General features: G+C 70.5%; 13 protein-coding genes. 8 read left to right on the forward strand and 5 right to left on the reverse strand.

Features of this window, described 5'->3' with window-relative positions; all coding sequences use genetic code 11:
• Positions 1 to 460: 460 nt before the first annotated feature.
• Positions 461 to 1,984: an adenylyl-sulfate kinase gene (gene cysC, locus ACZ6TI_RS10615; RefSeq protein WP_465344739.1), complete on the reverse strand. Its 1,524-nt coding sequence runs from the start codon at positions 1,982 to 1,984 to the stop codon at positions 461 to 463.
• A gap of 156 nt (positions 1,985 to 2,140) precedes the next feature.
• Here cysC and ACZ6TI_RS10620 point away from each other — a divergent pair, with 156 nt between their 5' ends.
• Complete coding sequence (locus tag ACZ6TI_RS10620) at positions 2,141 to 3,388, forward strand: glycosyl hydrolase (protein WP_465344740.1); 1,248 nt, start codon at positions 2,141 to 2,143, stop codon at positions 3,386 to 3,388.
• Between the two features lie 4 nt (positions 3,389 to 3,392).
• Here the strand turns inward: ACZ6TI_RS10620 and ACZ6TI_RS10625 are convergent, their stop codons facing one another.
• Positions 3,393 to 4,871: an AAA family ATPase gene (locus tag ACZ6TI_RS10625; protein WP_465344741.1), complete on the reverse strand. Its 1,479-nt coding sequence runs from the start codon at positions 4,869 to 4,871 to the stop codon at positions 3,393 to 3,395.
• Positions 4,872 to 5,056: 185 nt separating this feature from the next.
• On the opposite strand from ACZ6TI_RS10625, the gene ACZ6TI_RS10630 reads away from it, so the two are divergent.
• From ACZ6TI_RS10630 to ACZ6TI_RS10650, 5 genes are read left to right on the forward strand one after another with little or no spacing between them, the layout of a single operon-like run.
• Complete coding sequence (locus ACZ6TI_RS10630; RefSeq protein ID WP_465344742.1) at positions 5,057 to 5,971, forward strand: ABC transporter ATP-binding protein; 915 nt, start codon at positions 5,057 to 5,059, stop codon at positions 5,969 to 5,971.
• Positions 5,964 to 6,827, forward strand: coding sequence for an ABC transporter permease (locus ACZ6TI_RS10635; RefSeq protein ID WP_465344743.1), 864 nt, complete (start codon positions 5,964 to 5,966; stop codon positions 6,825 to 6,827). Before ACZ6TI_RS10630 ends, ACZ6TI_RS10635 begins: the two co-directional genes overlap by 8 nt.
• Positions 6,824 to 7,735: an ABC transporter ATP-binding protein gene (locus ACZ6TI_RS10640; RefSeq protein WP_465344744.1), complete on the forward strand. Its 912-nt coding sequence runs from the start codon at positions 6,824 to 6,826 to the stop codon at positions 7,733 to 7,735. Before ACZ6TI_RS10635 ends, ACZ6TI_RS10640 begins: the two co-directional genes overlap by 4 nt.
• Positions 7,735 to 8,445, forward strand: coding sequence for an ABC transporter permease subunit (locus tag ACZ6TI_RS10645; RefSeq protein WP_465344995.1), 711 nt, complete (start codon positions 7,735 to 7,737; stop codon positions 8,443 to 8,445). Before ACZ6TI_RS10640 ends, ACZ6TI_RS10645 begins: the two co-directional genes overlap by 1 nt.
• A complete protein-coding gene (locus tag ACZ6TI_RS10650; RefSeq protein WP_465344745.1) occupies positions 8,445 to 9,236 on the forward strand; it encodes a phosphotransferase in 792 nt (263 codons plus the stop codon). Before ACZ6TI_RS10645 ends, ACZ6TI_RS10650 begins: the two co-directional genes overlap by 1 nt.
• Here the strand turns inward: ACZ6TI_RS10650 and ACZ6TI_RS10655 are convergent.
• Positions 9,211 to 9,630, reverse strand: a complete 420-nt coding sequence (locus ACZ6TI_RS10655) for a universal stress protein (RefSeq protein ID WP_465344746.1) — start codon at positions 9,628 to 9,630, stop codon at positions 9,211 to 9,213. The genes ACZ6TI_RS10650 and ACZ6TI_RS10655 overlap by 26 nt on opposite strands.
• An 82-nt stretch (positions 9,631 to 9,712) precedes the next feature.
• Here ACZ6TI_RS10655 and ACZ6TI_RS10660 point away from each other — a divergent pair, with 82 nt between their 5' ends.
• Together ACZ6TI_RS10660 and ACZ6TI_RS10665 are read left to right on the forward strand one after the other, a co-directional pair.
• Positions 9,713 to 11,083, forward strand: a complete 1,371-nt coding sequence (locus ACZ6TI_RS10660; RefSeq protein ID WP_465344747.1) for an APC family permease — start codon at positions 9,713 to 9,715, stop codon at positions 11,081 to 11,083.
• A gap of 46 nt (positions 11,084 to 11,129) precedes the next feature.
• Complete coding sequence (locus ACZ6TI_RS10665; protein ID WP_465344748.1) at positions 11,130 to 13,736, forward strand: putative bifunctional diguanylate cyclase/phosphodiesterase; 2,607 nt, start codon at positions 11,130 to 11,132, stop codon at positions 13,734 to 13,736.
• On the opposite strand, the gene ACZ6TI_RS10670 is transcribed toward ACZ6TI_RS10665, so the two are convergent.
• Together ACZ6TI_RS10670 and ppc are read right to left on the reverse strand one after the other, a co-directional pair.
• Positions 13,715 to 14,473, reverse strand: a complete 759-nt coding sequence (locus ACZ6TI_RS10670) for a class I SAM-dependent methyltransferase (RefSeq protein ID WP_465344749.1) — start codon at positions 14,471 to 14,473, stop codon at positions 13,715 to 13,717. The two genes, ACZ6TI_RS10665 and ACZ6TI_RS10670, sit on opposite strands and share 22 nt — an antisense overlap.
• A 4-nt stretch (positions 14,474 to 14,477) precedes the next feature.
• The gene (gene ppc / locus ACZ6TI_RS10675) at positions 14,478 to 17,273 is read right to left on the reverse strand and encodes a phosphoenolpyruvate carboxylase (RefSeq protein ID WP_465344750.1); all 2,796 of its coding nucleotides are present in this window, start codon (positions 17,271 to 17,273) and stop codon (positions 14,478 to 14,480) included.
• Positions 17,274 to 17,383 lie beyond the last annotated feature (110 nt).

Raw genomic sequence — 17,383 nt, forward strand, 5'->3', positions numbered from 1 at the left:
GGCACTCGCAATCCGCAAGGGTTGAGCTTGGGATTTGGGGATTTGAGATTGACCGCATTGCCTGGAACTCAACCCGAGATGGTTGGGCTTAGCTGTTGGTGATTTGAGGTGGATCGCCACGTGCTCAGGGCGCAACCCGGGAGGGGTTGGGGTTTGGGTGTTGGTGATTTTGAGGTTGACCGGCCTTTGCATGGGGTTTGACCCGCGCGGGGCTGGGCGGGTGCACACGGCTGCTGAGCTGGCTGGTCGTCGCTCCGCTCCTCCGGCGAATCGCCTGATGACCGGTGACTCAGGGCCAAATTTCCACGGCAGCACACCCCGCTGACGTGGAAATTTGACCCTGAGTCACCGGCGGCGATTCGCGGGGCAACCGTGCGGACCGAGTCCCCAGAGAACGTGGAAGTCGTCAGGGCACCCGTGGCGACTGACGAGCGTCGGTCCGGGCCATTGTGGGTCTGGCTTAGAGCTTGGGCTCTACCCAGCCGTTCTCTACCAGGTAGGCGAGGACCGCGTCGATTGCTTCGGGGACTGACATGGCGGTGGTGTCGAGGGTGAGTTCGGCGTCTGTCGGGACCTCGTAGGGGTCGTCTATGCCGGTCATGCCGCGCAACTGGCCGGCTCGGGCGCGGGCATACAGGCCCTTGCGGTCTCGTTGTTCGCAGATTTCCAGGGGGGTGTTTACGTGGATCAGGACGAAGCCGGCGCCTGCTTCCGTTGCCAGTCTTCGGGAGTCTGACCTTGCGGTTTCGTAGGGGGCGATGGGGCAGGCTATGGCCATGCCGTGGTGGCGGCCCACCTCTGCTGCCACCCAGCCGATTCGGCGGACGTTTCGGTCTCGGTCGGCCTTGCTGAAGCCGAGGCCCGCGGAAAGTTCGCGGCGGACCACGTCGCCGTCCAGCAGGGTGATCGTGCGTTCGCCGTCTTCGCGGAGGCGGTCGGCCAGGCCTCGGGCGATCGTTGACTTGCCGCTTCCGGAGAAGCCCGTGAAGAAGACGACCAGGCCGCGGAAACGGCGGGCGGGGTGCATGCGGGCCAATTCCTTGGCGACCGCCGGGGGAGTGTGCCACTCCGGCAGGGGGAAGCCTCGGTCGAGCGTGTCGTCGATCTCTGCGGTGGTCATCGCGAGCCGGCGGTTGCGCGGCGGGATGTCGTCGCGCCAGCGCCACTGGCCGTCGCGGTTGTCATAGGCCAGCTCGCGCGGCACCAGCACCCGCAGGCCGCCGCCGGAGAGCATGTCGCCGGTGGACAGGACGTGCGTGACGCCGTATGCCTGCGCCACCCGGGCCCGCAGCAGCGCGTCGCGCATCTCGTCGCCGCGCGGGGTCAGCGGCACCGCCACGATGGTCGCCGGTGGCATCCGGTCGCGGGCCGCGAAGATCGACCGCACCAGCGACTCGGGCGGCAACCCGTCCGGGCCGGGACCGGTCACCGGGATGAAGATGAGCAGGTGGGCGGCCAGGGTGCGGGCCGCGTGCGCGATCTGCGCGAGCTGCGGGCGGTGCAGCGGACGGTCCGCGATGACGCCGAGCACACGGCCCGGCGGGAGCAGCGCCTTGACCTCCTCGGGAGTGCGCCGCAGACGCTGGAAAGGGCCGTGCCCGCCGTCGCCCATCCGGCGGACCATGCCGCCGATCGCGGACAGCCCGTCGGACGTCGGCCAGGCGTCGGTGACCTCGATCGCGGCGACCGGCGCGCCCTCCGGGTCGGTGATCACCACCGTGCGGTGCAGCGGGTCGTCGAGGATCAGCCCGGCGGCCATCTCGGCCGGGATCTCCAGCGTCACCGCGACCGGCCACGAGGTGCCGTCCGCGAGCTTGCCGGTGCGCCGCAGAGCGGTCAGGTCGGCCCGCCCGAGGAAGCCGGTGAGAGGCGCATACGCCCCCGACAGCAACAGCTCGAGATCAGCCAGCTCGTGTGGACGCGGCGTGAACGACGGCGCGTCGCGCAACACGTCCTCGGGCAGCATCGAACCGTTCACCGTCATATCCCCCTGCAGCAGACTGGAAGACAGTTTCGCAGCATGGGCCCAACGGGTCGAGACGGGCTCGGCGGTCACTCCCGCGGGTCAGTTATTAGACAAAACGGACTTTAAGTCTAATACTGGGCGATCGTGAGACGCCGCACACTTCACCTCCTGGCCGTGACCACCGTGTTCGCGCTGTCCGTGGTGACGACGCTGACCTGGGCGTGGACCGGCGGTGTCGATCAGATCGGCCTGCCCTTCCGGCCACCGGCCGAGCGCCCGGTGATGATCGACCCGCCCGGCGGTGTCACGGTGCCCGAGCCGGGCGTACCCGGAAAGACCCGGAGCCCCGGCGACCCGAAGCCGAGCGCCTCGGCCGAGCCCTCCACCTCCGCCGCGCCCGGGCCGAAGAAGACCGCCCTCGGCCCGCGACCGGTCGGGCCGGGCGAGCCCGGCGGCGGCCCGCGACGCTGCCGCACCGGCGAGAAGCTCGTGCCCACCTGCGGCATCCTCTGGGGCGTGGCGCCGGGCGCGTTCACCGACGACCGCGGCTCGGTGGCGCTCGCCTCGTTCGAGCAGAAGACCGAGCGGCACCAGGACATCTACCACGCCTACCACCGCGGGAACCGGCAGCTCTTCCCCACCAGGGAGGAGATGGCGATCGCCCGGCAGTCCGGCCGCGAGCGCCTGCTGTTCCTGAACTGGAAGCCGGCCGGCGCGACCTGGGCCGAGATCGCGGCCGGCGACAGGCCGACCGACGCGTTCCTGGACCGGCTCGCCACGCACATCAAGAAGAACTATCCGGAGGAGTTCTTCTTCACCGTGCACCACGAGGCCGAGGACAACGTCAAGGAGAAGGCCGGCTCGGGCTACACCGCCGAGAACTACTCCGCGATGTACCGCTACGTGGTGAAGCGGCTGCGCGCGCACGGCGTGGACAACCTGGTCACCGTGCTGGTGCACATGGCCTACGTGCCGCACACGACGAAGAGCTGGTTCGACGAGATGTACCCGGGCAACGACGTGGTCGACTGGATCGGCTTCGACACCTACGCGTACAGCGACCCCGGCTACGGCCACGGCGACTTCGCCGAGCTGCTGAACCGGCGGATGGAGAGCCGGCCGTCCTGGCCCGGCTTCTACAACTGGGCGGTCACGAAACACCGCGACAAGCCGCTGATGGTGGCCGAGTGGGGCGTCTGGTCGTCGAAGAAGAACCCGGGCCACAAGGCCGAGTTCTATCGCGAGGTCGGCCGCCAGATCGACAACTTCCCCAACGTCCGCGCGATGGTCCACTTCGACACGCCGCACAACCAGAAGGGCCTGGACTCGCGAGTCGACGCGACGAAGGAGTCCCTGACGGCGTACCGAAAGCTCGGCGGCATGCCCATCTTCCAGGTCGAGGTGACCAACGGCCTCTCCTGACGGCTCAACCGAGCATCAGGGCCACCACCGGAGCCGGCACGGCCCAGGCGGGATGGGCGAGATCGGTGATGTTCTTCGTCGCCAGCACGCCACCACCGAACTTGTTCTCGGTCACCAGCGCCTCCGACCGCCACCCGCGGCTCACCCACTTCGCCTCGAGCGGCGTCGTGTGTGCGTCACCGCCCGAGGTCGGCACCGGCACCGGGCCGAAGTCGATCTCGTTGCCCTTGCCGGTCCGGACATGCCCGATGGTGTCGCCGTTGATCCAGCGACCGGGTTGCCGGTCGTCGACGGCGATGGCCAGGTGGATCGCCAGGGCGGCCTCGGTCAGTGCCGTCATGTCCGGTGGGGGTGAGCCGGCCCGCAGATGAAAGCCGAGCCAGGAGAGCAGGGGGTCGGTGAGGTAGAGCTTCGACTGGGCGCCGCTCACGCGTTCGCCGGTGTCGGTGATCTGGTGGCACCAGATTGCCGCGAAGTTGCGCACCAGCCGATTGAGCCGGAGGTCGAAGTTCTGCCGGCTCGCATAGCCCAGAGTGTTCGCCACCGCCGCCCGGCTCAACGGCGCGGTCGACCTCGCGTGCAATTCCCCGAGCAGACGCGGGATCGAGTCGATCGGCCCGTCGCGGTCGACGTCGCGATGGAGCCACGCTTCGAGATCTTCCAGGAAGGACCGCCCGACCAGTCCGTTGCGAGTGTGTTCGGCGACCGCGCGAGGAAAGCCACCGCTGGTCAGGTATGACTGCCAGGCCAGGTCGAGGTCGTTGGCGAAGAGTTCGAGATCGGTGGCGAACTTGTGCGCGGACTCGTCCTGCAACCGCCACGCGTCGATCCGTGCCGGGCGGGGGACTTCCGGACGTGTCGCGGCAAGCACGTCGCGGAACCGCATGGGATGCAGGAGCCGCACTCGTCGAGACGAGCCGGACCCCGATCGGCCGGCGAGCAGGTCACGCTCGACGTCGCCGGTGTCGCTCCAGGACGAGCCGGTGCACACGACGGTGTCGTCACCGAATGGCGTGTTGTCACGCTGGTATTTGAGGGTGCTGGTCCAGTCGGCGATGCCGGTCACCTCGTCCAGCAACCACACCCGGCGGGCCTGCGGCGACGCGACATCGACAGACCGGGTGAGCTCGCGGCCGAGCACGATTGCCCGCGTCAGGTCGCGTGCGTTCATCGCGTCAGCGGGCAGGTAGATGATCTGCCGAGGGTCGATGTCCGGCCGCCGGCACAGCGCCAGTGCGGTGTCCTTGAGGACGACCGATTTTCCGACCCGGCGTGGACCGCGCAGCAGGATCAGCCGGTCATCGATCGGGGCCGACGTCAGATCCGACAGAACCGGCGAGCGGTAGCCCAGGTCGTGCTGCGCACGATCCCGGAGTGTCCGGTCCTCGGCCGCCCAGGCGCCCGGATCGCCACCCGCCGCGGCTGCCCGCCACCAGGGGTTTATCTGGCCCAGGCGGGCGCGGATCTCGTCATCTCGCACCATGCGATCTTACTAAAACCCCCCGGGTTTTGGTAAGCCTGACTTCCTCAAACCCCCCGGGTGACGCATGACAATAGCAGTCCGGGATGGCCGCCGCAGGTGCAAGCTGAGAGGAGGCTGAGAGGGTCAGGGGGCACTCAGGGTCATTCCGGATCGGCGGGGGTGTCCGGCCTTCCTAGGCTGTGCTCGTGGGAATCATCGCGACAGAGGCACTGACCAAGACTTACGGGGGGCGGGTGACCGCCCTCTCCGATCTCACCGTCGACATCGAGCCGGGTGTCATCGGCCTGGTCGGGGCGAACGGCGCCGGCAAGTCGACCTTCATCAAGATCATGCTGGGCCTGCTGGCGCCGACCAGTGGCAGCGTCCGGGTGTTCGACACCGACCCGACCGTCGATCCGGACCGGGTGCGCGCCCGGGTGGGTTACATGCCCGAGCACGACAGCCTGCCGCCGGACGTGTCGGCCGCCGAGTTCGTCACCCATCTGGGCCGGATCAGCGGGCTGCCGCGCACCGCCGCCCGGGAGCGGGCCTCCGAGGCGCTGCGGCACGTCGGGCTCTATGAGGAGCGTTATCGGCAGATCGGCGGCTACTCCACCGGCATGAAGCAGCGCGTCAAGCTGGCGCAGGCGCTCGTGCACGACCCCGATCTGCTGTTGCTGGACGAGCCCACCAACGGTCTCGACCCGGCCGGGCGCGACGCCATGCTCGCGCTGATCCACCGGATCGGCACCGAGTTCGGCATCTCCGTGGTGGTCTGCTCGCACCTGCTCGGCGAGGTCGAGCGGATCTGCGACTCGCTGATCGCCATCGAGGGTGGCCGCCTGCTGCGCGCCGATCGCATCTCGGCCATGACGGAAGCGTCCGACATCCTGGCCGTCGAGGTGTCCGAGGGCACCGACGAGCTCCTCGCCGCCCTCCAAAACCTCAATCTTCCGGTACGCCGTGACGACCGGCTGCTGTTGGTCGAACTGGAGTCGGACGACTCGTACGACCGGATCCTGAAGGCCGTGGCCGACCTGGATCTGCCGCTGCACCGCCTCGACCTGCGACGGCATCGCGTCGCCGAGCTCTTCGCCCAGAGGGAGATGGCCGATGTCTGAGGCCAGCGTCATCCATGACATCGGCTACCAGCGGTACACCGGGCCACGCCTGGGCCGCCGCGCCGTCCTCGGAGCGATCTACGTGCACGGGCTGCGCTCCGCCTTCGGGTTCGGCCGCAGCGCCAAGGCGAAGATCTTCCCCTGGCTCGTCTTCGGCATCACACTGCTGGTGGCGGTGATCCTGGCCGCGGTGCGCTCGCAGGCCGGCATCATCGCGCTCAACTACTTCGAGTTCGCCGACGCGATGAGCTGGCTGGTGATCTTCTTCGTCGCGATCGTGGCGCCCGAGCTCGTCTCCCGGGACATGCGCTCCGGGGTGCTGCCGCTCTATTTCAGCCGGCCGCTGCGCGCGGTGGACTACATCGGCGCCAAGTTCGTCGCGCTGGCCACCGCGGTGTGGATGGTGCTCGGCGTCCCGCAGCTGGTGATGTTCCTGGGCGCCGCGTTCACCACCAAGACCGGCATGTCCGGGGTGTGGGACGAGGTGCGAGACGTGGTGCCCGCGCTCGGATATTCGCTGATGTGGGCCGTGCTGTTCGCCTCGATCAGCCTGCTGATCGCCTCGCTGACCGGCAAGCGCGCGTTCGCGGCCGGCGGCATCGTGGCGCTGTTCCTGATGACCACCCCGATCTTCGGCGTGCTCTCCGTGCTGCCGTCCCGCACCGCCCAGGAACTGGCCGGCCTGGCCAGCCCGATGACGCTGGTCAGCGGCGTCGGCATCTGGCTGTTCCCCGGGCAGTTGAGCGACTTGGTGGTCGGCCGGTTCGGCCCGGTCTACGCGATCGAAGCGGTCACCGTCGTGGCCGCCTGCCTCCTGCTGCTGCTCGCCCGATACCGGAAGGTGGCCTCGCTGTGAGCACCATCGACCTGCAGAACGTCTCCCGCTGGTACGGCAACGTGGTCGCGGTCAACGACATCAGCTTGACGCTCGGCCCCGGCGTGACCGGGCTGCTCGGCCCGAACGGCGCCGGCAAGACCACCGTGCTGCACATGATGGCCGGCTTCCTGTCGCCGTCGAAGGGCAAGGTCGAGCTGGACGGCGTCTCGACCTGGCGCAACCCGTCGGTCTATCGGCAGCTGGGCCTGGTCAACGAGCGCGAGGCGGTGCACGGCTTCCTCAGCGCATATGAATTCGTGCTGGCCAGCGCCAAGATGCACAAGCTCGCCGACCCGGCCGGCGCGGCCAAGCGGGCGCTCGAGCTGGTCGAGATGACCGACGCGCAGGACCGGCGGATCGGCACCTATTCCAAGGGCATGCGGCAGCGCACCCGGGTGGCCGCGTCGCTGGTGCACGACCCGCAGGTGCTGCTGCTGGACGAGCCGTTCAACGGCATGGACCCGCGGCAGCGGATGCACATGATGACCCTGCTGCACTCGCTCGGCGACCGCGGCCACACGATCCTGTTCAGCTCGCACATCCTGGAGGAGGTCGAGCAGGTCTCCGGCACGGTGCAGGTGATCGTGGCGGGCCGGCTCGCGGCCTCCGGCGACTACCGCGAGATCCGCCGCCTGATGACCAACCGCCCGCACGTGTTCGCGGTGCAGTCCTCGGACGACCGCCGGCTGGCCGTCGCGCTGATCGGCGAGAAGTCGGTGAGCGGCGTCGAGATCGACGGCGCCGGGATGACCGTGCGCGCGTCGGACTATGGCAGCTTCACCCGGGCACTGCCCCGGATCGCCCTGGCGGAGGGGATCCGGCTGCGCAAGCTGCTGCCCTCCGACGAGTCGCTGGAGAGCGTCTTCTCCTATCTGCTGGAGGCATGATGTCCACGGTCGCCTACATCACCACGCGCGGCCTGTTCGGCCGCCGCCGGGCACTGCTCCTGCTGCCGTTGCCCCTTCTGCTGATCGGCCTGGCCGCGCTGTGCCGGGCATATGATGTGCAGCCCGCGGAGTGGGGACAGCCGGTGCTGGTCGGCCTCGGGCTGGCCGTGGTGCTGCCGGTCATCGCGCTGATCGTCGGCACCGGCGTGCTCGGGTCCGAAGTGGACGACGGCACGATCGTGCACATCCTCACCAAGCCGCTGCCGCGGCGCGACATCATCCTGGCCAAGCTCGGCGTCGCCGTGGTGGTGACCGCGGTGACCGCGGCGGTGCCGCTGTTCGTGGCCGGGTGGATGGCGGACTCCTGGCGGCTGGGCGCCGGACTGGCCGCGGGCGCGGCGCTGGGCGCGTGCGCGTACTCGGCGTTCTTCCTGCTCCTGAGTCTTTTGACCCGTCGCCCGGTGCTGCTCGGCCTGGTCTACATCCTGGTCTGGGAGGGCCTGCTGGCCCGCTTCGTGAGCGGCACCCGGGTGCTCTCCATCGAGCAGTACGTGATCACCTTCACCGACCGGATCGCCCCGACCGATCTGCTCACCGGCCAGGTCGGGCTGCCGCTGGCGATCGTGATGACCGTGCTCTTCACGGTCGGCTGCACCATCCTGGCGGTCGACCGCCTGCGCAGCTTCAGCATGGCCGGCGAGACGAGCTGATGCCCGATCCGGAGATCCCGCTGGCGGGCGGGGTCGGCAACGCCGGAGCGGTGGTCCGGGTGGGCGACACGGTGCGCCGCCCGGGCAACCCACTGGTACGCGCGGTGGCGACACACCTCGCCGAGGTGGGTTTCGAGGCGGCGCCGCGCTTTCTCGGGCCGGACGACGAGGGCCGCGACGTGTTCACCTTCATCGAGGGCGACGTGGCGGTCGCGCCGTACCCTTCGTGGGCTCGGCGCGACGAACTGCTCCGCGAGGTGGGTGCGCTGCTGCGCGACTTCCACGCGGCGATGCGGGGCTTCGACGCCGGGTCGTTGTGGTCGCTGGAGCTGGCCGATCCGGACGGCGGCGACGTGTTCTGCCACAACGACGTCTGCCCGGAGAACGTGGTCTTCCGCGACGGCCGCGCGGTCGCTCTGCTCGATTTCGACCTGGGCGCGCCGGGCCGGCCGCTGTGGGACCTGGCCCGGACCGCGCGGATGTGGGTGCCGATGGCGGTGCCCGGCTCGAGCATGTCGTGGCCGGGCCGCCCGGACGTGTGGCGCCGGCTCGGCCTGCTGGCCGGGGGACATGGCGCCGCGGACGGCGAGGACTTCGCCGACATCCTGCTCGCCGCGACCCGGCAGGGCCAGGCCTGGGTCCGAGCGAAGGTGGAGGCGGGCGAGCCTTCTTTCGTCGCGATGTGGAACGACTTCGGCATGGCCGACCGGCAGGCGGCCGACCTTACCTGGCTGGCGGAGAGCAGAGCCCGGATCGCGGAGGTGGTCAGCCGGCCTGGGTGGGGTGGGTGATCACCAGGACTGGGCGGGTGGACTTCTTGACCAGGGCCAGGGGGACGCTGCCGAGCAGTCGCTCGGTGACCGCCGGGCGGGTGGTCGCGCCGACCACGATCAGGTCGGCCTCGTGGTGGTCGGCGTAGTCGATGATGCCCTGCGTCGGGCGGCCCGGGACCACCGCGTGGGTGACCTCGACGCCGGCCTCGGCGATGCGCCGGGACATGGCGGCCGCGGCCTGCTCGGCGGCCTGGGTGAAGACGCTGCGCGGGGCCGCCGCCAGGCGCTCCAGCTCGACCTGATCCACCGAGACCACCGCGACCGAGGCGCCGGTCTGTTTCGCCAGACCGATGACCGCGTCGGCGACCCACGGCTGCTCGGCGTCGGGCTTTGCCGCTACCACGATGCGCATGTCACGAATTTCTACCCGCTCGATCGCATTCCGTCGATAGCAAGTCTCGACAACACCAGTCTTTTGTACCACTCTCGCGGTTATGGCGGATGCGGAAACCCCGGTCGAGGACACCACCGAGCAGGGTGAACCTGCGCTCAAGCGGGTCATGGGCCCGGGGTTGCTGCTGCTCTTCGTGGTCGGCGACATTCTCGGCACCGGGGTCTATGCGCTGACCGGGCGGGTGGCCGCCGAGGTGGGCGGCGCGGTCTGGCTGCCGTTCCTGTGCGCGTTCGTGGTCGCGCTGCTGACCGCGTTCAGCTACCTGGAACTGGTCACCAAATATCCGCGGGCGGCCGGCGCCGCGCTCTACACGCACAAGGCCTTCGGCATCCACTTCCTGACGTTCATCGTCACGTTCGCGGTGATGTGCTCCGGGCTCACCTCCGCGTCCAGCGCGTCCAAGGCCTTCGCCGGCAACTTCGCCGAGGCGTTCGACCTGACGCTGGGCGAGGGCGCCGGGCTGACCGCGGTCGCGCTCGGCTTCATGACCCTGGTCGCGCTGATCAACTTTCGCGGCGTCGGCGAGAGCGTCAAGCTCAACGTGCTGCTCACCTGCGTGGAGCTGACCGGCCTGCTGATCGTGATCTGCATCGGGGCGTGGGCGATCGGCGGCGGCAACGGCGATCTGTCCCGGCTCACCGACTTCACCGCGGCCGAGGGGGAGAGTGCGTTCTTCTCGGTGACCGCGGCGACCGCGCTGGCGTTCTTCGCGATGGTCGGCTTCGAGGACTCGGTCAACATGGCCGAGGAGACCAAGGATCCGGTACGCATCTTCCCCAAGGTGATGCTCACCGGCCTGTGCATCACCGGCGTGATCTACGTGCTCGTCTCCATCTCCTCGGTGGCCCTGGTGGCGCCGAGTGAGCTCGGTGAGGGCGACGCGCCACTGCTCAAAGTGGTCGAGGCCGGTGCTGCCGGCTTCCCGCTGTGGATCTTCGCGTTCATCACGATGTTCGCGGTCGCCAACTCCGCGTTGATCAACATGCTGATGGCGAGCCGCCTGCTCTACGGCATGGCGAACGAGCGGGTGCTTCCCAAGATCCTCGGCAAGGTGCACCCGACGCGGCGTACCCCATGGGTGGGAATTGTTTTCACGACCCTGATCGCCTTCGGCCTGATCTGGTTCGCCGATCTCACCGCGCTGGGCGGCACGACGAGTCTGTTGTTGCTCTGCGTCTTCACCGTGGTGAACATCGCGGTGCTCGTGCTGCGCCGCGACCGGGTCGAGCACAAGCACTTCAAGGCGCCCACCGCGATCCCGGTCATCGGCGCCGTGGTCTGCGCCTACCTGGCCAGTCCGCTGTCCGGCCGGGCGGCCGACGACTACCGGGTGGCCGGCATCCTGCTGGTGATCGGCATCGTGTTGTGGGGGATCACGTTCATGTCGGACAGATTGACGCGCAGTAACTGACCGACCACCCTGACGAGGGTCACTTGTAGACCGGTACCGTGCAGAAGTGGTGCCGCACAACTCCCTCGTCCCCGCGGTCGCCGGTCTCCTCACGGCCGGCTCGGCCGGTTTCGCCGTGGCGATGATCCGGGCGTCGATCCGGGGCCGCTCCGCCGGGCCGCGTCTGCGCACCGTGACCATGGCCGCCGGCGTGCTGCTCGTCGCGCTCGCCGGGCTGGGCAGCGGCATCTCGCTGCTGCTGGAGCCGGGCGCGCTGCTGCCCAACGGTGTTCCGCTGGCCGCCGAGATCCCGCTGGTCGCCATCTTCCTGGTCGCGCTGGTCTATCTGCCCAGCGTGGCCCGCCCGCATCAGGTCCGCGATCCGCTGTCCCGGGTGCGGGTCTGCCTGGACATGCTCGGCGTGACCTCCTGCCTGATCTACCTGCCCTGGCTGCTGATCTTCAGCAACAACGGCGAGAAGCGCGGCGCGACGATCACCGCGCTGCTCTTCGGTTGCGGCGCCGCGGCCGCCCTGGCGGTCGCCGGAGTGCACGCCGTGCGGCACCGCGCGGCGCTGCTCTGGTGCGGTCCCGCCGCCGCGTTCTCGCTGGTCAGCCTGACCGCGCTGACCGTCGGCATGGACCACCCGGAGAACGACAACGCCGCGATCGCCACGCTGGCCGCCGCGGTCGCCGCCACCGTCGCGGCCGGGCTGCTCTGGCACGGCACGGTGCGGGTGCATCCGGACGCCGGCCCGCTGCCGCCGGTGGGCAGCGAGCCGACCGCCGGCTTCCCGCTCTTCGCGCTGCCGGTGCTCGGCTCCGCGCTGGTCACGGCCTATCACCTGATGAACGGCCGGGACATCGACACGGTGGCGATCATCCTGGCCACCACCGCGATCATGGCCGTGGCGGCGCGGGAGTACACCGCGGCGGTCGCGCTGCGCCGGCACGCCAACCACCTCACCGACCAGGGCAACAAGCTGCGCAGCCTGGTCTTCGGCTCGTCCGACGTGGCCATGGTGCTGGACGCGGATCTGGCCGTGCGCTGGCAGTCGCCGGCCTCGGCGCGGCACTTCGGGCTGTCCGATCAGGACGTCCTGGGCCGGCCGGCGACCGCACTGGTGGATCCCGAGCAGGCCGAGGCGGTGCACGCCTATCTGACCGGGCGACTGGGCCGGCCGGACGAGCCGGCCACCGCGGGCGGGCTGCCGGTGCGGCTGCGCGACGGCTTCGGCCGGTGGCGGGACACCGAGTGGACCACGAACGGCGCCGACCCGGCCGAGCCCGGGCGCAACCTGGTGGTGCACGTCCGCGACGTCAGCGACCAGCGTGACCTGCAGCAGGCGCTGCGGCAGGAGGCCTATCTCGATCCGGAGACCGGGCTGGCCAACCGGGCGGGCCTGCGCCGGGCCGGTGACCCGGTGCCGGACTCGGGCGCGCTGATCGTGATCGAGGTCGGCGGCCTCACCTCGATCGCCGACGTGCACGGCCCCGATCTCGCCGAGGCGGTGCTGGTCGAGGCGGCCCGCCGGTTGCGCGCCCGGGTGGACGCCACGGATGTGCCGGCCCGGGTGGGGGAGAACAGGTTCGCGGTGCTGACCCGCAGCGGCGCCGTGCGCGCGCACATGCTGGCCAGCCAGGTGGTCAACGTGCTGACCGCGCCCTACAACGCGACCGGCACGGTGGCCCATCTGTCCGCCTGGGCCGGGCTGATCGATCTGGCCGCCGACGCGGCCGGCATCGACGAGGTGCTGCGCCGCGCGGCCCTGGCGGTGCGCGCGGTCCGATCCGGGCCGCCGGGCGCGGTCGAGTGGTACGAGGAGGAGATGGAGAACCGCCTCCTGCGCCGGTCCACTCTGGAACAGGACCTGCCGGGAGTCGTCGCCCGGGGCGAGCTCGATCTGACCTACCAGCCGATCGTCGAACTGGCCGGGCGGCGTCCGGTCGGTGTCGAGGCGGTGCTGGGGTGGCGGCATCCGTCGCTCGGCCCGGTGCCCGCCGCCGAACTGCTGACCCTGGCCGAGGACCTGAACCTGCTCGGCGACGTCAGCCACTTCGTGCTGCACCGGGCCTGCCGGCAGCTGTCCCGCTGGCGGCGCGGGCACGAGGATCTCTGGCTCTCCGTCGACGTGCGCCCGAGCGAACTGGCCGACCCGGTCTTCCAGGCCAATCTGGACACCGCGCTGGAGACCTATCAGATTCCGCCGTCCGCGCTGGTCCTGGAGATCGCCGAGCACGACCTGCTGCAGGCGCCCGACGCGCAGCGGCCGGCCCTCGCCGACGTGGCCGGTCAGCTGGGCCGGCACCGGGCGGCGGGCATCCGCACCGCGGTGGACAACTTCGGCACCGGCCCGACCTCGCTGAGCCGGCTGCGGATCCTGCCGGTGGACCTGCTGAAGATCGACCGGGACGTGTTCGGGCAGCCGGCCGACGCGTCCGCGCAGCTCGGCGCGATCATGGACGTGACGGTCACGCTGGGCCGGCGGCTCGGCATGGAGGTCATCGCGCAGGGCTTGCAGTCCGACGCGGACCTGGAGACCGTGCAGGCCGCCGGGTGCCGGATCGGCCAGGGTGACCTGCTGGGCCGCCCGATGCCGGCCGAGCGGCTCGAGGCGCTGCTGGAGAAGCACCGCGTCGCGCCCGACCCGGGTCAGGCCCGGCGCGCCAGATAGAGCACGGTGTCGAGGGTGATCTCCACGTCCTCACGGAACAGCTCGGTCAGCGCTGCGCGGACCCGCCGCCGGGCCGGCTCGGGAAGCATCCGGAACTGCGACCGGGTGGCCAGATGCGCGAGCTGGTCGGCGGCACTGCGCACGATCCGGTGCGGGAACACTTCGGCGACCTGGTCGGTGAACCGCGCCTGCTCGGCGAGTTCCACCCCGGGCCACATCCGCCACAGATCGCCGGCCGTGTACTGCGAGTCGACGATCACCACCTCGGGGGCGAAGTCCGCGTAGACGTCCATCATGGACTGTTGCAGCCGCGGATCCTCGATGCCCTCGCGGTGCAGGATCAGCGCGAGGGCGCCGCCGGGAGTCAGCGCGCGGGCCGCGTTGGTCCACCGGGTCTCCGGATCGGTCCAATGCCAGGCGTCCGCCGCATAGAGCAGCGCGAACTCGTGTCCCGGAGCGAACTGCTCGAACGTGCCGGGGAACAGCGTGATGCCGGGGACGGCGCCGGTCAGGATCGCGGCCATCGCCGGGTCCGGTTCGATCGCGGTGATCGCCCGGCCGCGCCCGGCGAACGCGACAGTGGCCTTGCCGGTGCCCGCCCCCACCTCGAGGGCGGGACCGGGTGGCACCGCGTACCCGAAGACCCGGTCGACCAGCGCGACCGGGCAGCCCGGCCGGACCCGGTCGTAGTCCTCGGCGACCTCGCCGAAGACCCGGCCGGCTTGCCGTTCGGACATCGGGTCAGCCGGTGTTGCGCATGCCGGCCGCGATGCCGTTCACCGTGGTGAGCAGGGCCCGCTCCAGCGCGGTCGACTCACCCGGCGCGCGCCGGCCACCCGGCGCGGTGGCCAGCTGGCGCTGATTTTCACCGAGCTCGCGGTATTGCCGCAGCAGCGCCACCTGCAGGTGGTGCAGCGGTTCGAGATAGGTGTCCCGGACGCCGAGCGTGCGGCTCAGCTCGGTCTGCGCGGAGAGCAGACCCTCGCCGCCGGTGATCGCGAGCACCTCGCGGACGGTCAGGTCGTACTCCTCCTGGATCCGCTCGAAGATCGGCTGCAACTCGGCCGGGACCAGCGTCTCGACATAACGTCGCGCGATGCTCAGGTCGGTCTTGGCCAGCATCATCTCGACGTTGGAGACGAAGGTGCGGAAGAACTGCCAGTTCTCCTTCATCTCCATCAGCGTGTCGGCCAGCCCGGCCTCGCGGGCCGCCTTGAGCCCGGTGCCGACGCCGAACCAGCCGGGCACGATCTGCCGCGTCTGGGTCCAGCCGAAGACCCACGGGATCGCGCGCAGGCCACCCAGGCCGGCGTCGGTGTTCGGCCGCTTCGCCGGCCGCGAGCCGATGTTCAGCGCGCCGAGCAGCTCGGTTGGTGTCGCCGCCCAGAAGTACGCGGGCAGGTCCGGGTCCTCCACCAGCCGCCGGTAGGCCGCGAACGCCGACGCCGACGCGGTGTCCATCGCGCCGTCCCAGTGCGCGAGCCGCTCCATGTCGACCGCGGGCGTGGTGTGCAGCAGCGTCGCCTGCAGCACCGCGGCCACGGTGAGCTCCAGGTTTTCCCGGGCCAGCGCCGGGATCGTGTATTTGTCGGAGATGACCTCACCCTGCTCGGTCACCTTGATCGCGCCGTCCAGCGTGCCGTAGGGCTGCGCCAGGATCGCCTCGTGGGTGGGCCCGCCGCCGCGCCCGACCGTGCCGCCGCGGCCGTGGAAGAGCCGCAGCCGCACCCCGTGCCGGGCGGCCACGTCACGCAGCGCGCGCTGCGCCTTGTGGATCGACCACTGGCTGGTGGTGATGCCGGCCTCCTTGTTCGAGTCGGAGTAGCCCAGCATCACCTCCTGGAGGTCGCCGCGCGCCTTGACGATCTCGCGGTAGGCCGGCAGCGACAGCATCTCGTCCAGCAGTTCGCCGCCGGCGTCCAGCTCGGCCGGCGTCTCCAGCAGCGGCACGATGCCGATCCGCGCGCGCCCGGTGTGCACGTCGATCAGCCCGGCCTCCCGGGCCAGCACGGCGGCCGCGAGCACGTCGTCCACGCCCAGCGTCATCGAGATGATGTAGGACTCGACCACCTCCGGACCGAACCGGTCCTGCGAGTCCCGGATGGTGTGGAAGACGTCGAAGGTCTTGCGCGCCGACTCGTTCAGCGGGGTGTCCAGCGCGGACAGCGGCCGCCGCCCGGTCAGCTCGGCGGCCAGCAGCTTGGTGCGCTCCGGCCGGTCCAGCGTGCTGTAGTCGTCCACCTCGCCGACCTGTGCGTACATCTGCGCGAGCACCTCGTGGTGCTTCTCCGCGTGCTCGCGGACGTCGAGGGTGGCGAGCTGCAGCCCGAAGGCGGAGACCGTGCGGATCGCCGAGGCGACCGAGCCGACCGCGGTCAGCTGCCCGGAGTTGCGGGCCAGCGAGGCGCGCATCAGCTCGAGGTCGGCGATCAGCTCGTCGGTGCCCAGGTAGTCCCGGCCGGGCACGTGCTGGATGCCCTGCCGCAGCCGGGCGCGGGTGTTCGCCAGCTTGGCCTTGATCGCCCGCACCTTGAGGCGGTAGGGCTCCTCGGCGTTGGTGCGGCGGAACCGCGGCGCCACCTCGGGCAGCAGGTCGAGGTCCTTCGCCAGGCTCGCGGACAGGTCGAGGGACACCCCGCGCAGCCGCCGGGAGACGCTCAGCTCGTCGATCAGCGCGTCCATCGCCTTTTCGGTCGCCTGGATGCCGTGCTCGTGCTGGATGAGCAGCACGTCGCGGGTGACCGCCGGGGTGACGAACGGGTTGCCGTCGCGGTCGCCGCCGATCCACGAGCCGAAAGTCAGCGGGCGGGACGTCGGCGCGGTCTCCACGCCGAGCTGGCGCAGCGTCTCGGCCAGGTCGTCGAGCACCTGCGGTGCGGCGTCCGCGTGCAGGTCCTTGAGGTAGTAGACCGCGTTGCGCGCCTCGTCGGTCGGGTCCGGCCGGTCCAGCCGCAGCTCATCGGTCTGCCAGAGCAGGTCGATCAGCTCGGCGAAGCGCCGGGTCGAGGCGGTGGTGTCGGTGGCGCCGTAGAGCACCGCGTCGGCCGCCTCGGCGTCGAGCGTGTCGGCGAGCTGGCGCAGCTTGGAGAGGATCGAGCGGCGGGCCGCCTCGGTCGGATGCGCGGTGAACACCGGGCGTACCGCGAGCCGGCGCGCGGCGGCGGCGATCTCGTCGGCCGGCACGCCCTGCTCGGCGATCCGCTTGGCCGCCTGATCGAGCCAGCCGCCGTCCCGCGCGCGGCGTCGCCGCAGGTCACGGGCTCGGTGCACCTGCTCGGTGATGTTCGCCAGGTGGAAGTATGTCGAGAAGGCGCGGGCCAGCTTGGTGCCGGTGGTGACGTCCATCGCGGCCAGCCGGTCGGCGGCCGCCTGGGCGTCCTGCCGGACCAGCGCGCGGATCTCCTCGACCAGGTCGAGCAGCGGCGGGCCCTCCTGCCGGGCCAGCGTCTGGCCGAGCAATTTGCCGATGCGGCGGATGTCGGCCCGCAGCGCCGCGTCGGGGCCGTCGGGGTCGATGTGGCCCTGGAGGTCGGTCACCTCAGCGCTCCTTCATGACTTCGTGCGGCGGACAGCGCTGTCCCGACTCACGCGATCGTATCGGCACAGCTCACCGGCTGCGTGCTTTGAGGCAAGTCTCATATCTCCTC

It is taken from the genome of Actinoplanes sp. NPDC051388, from assembly GCF_055586225.1.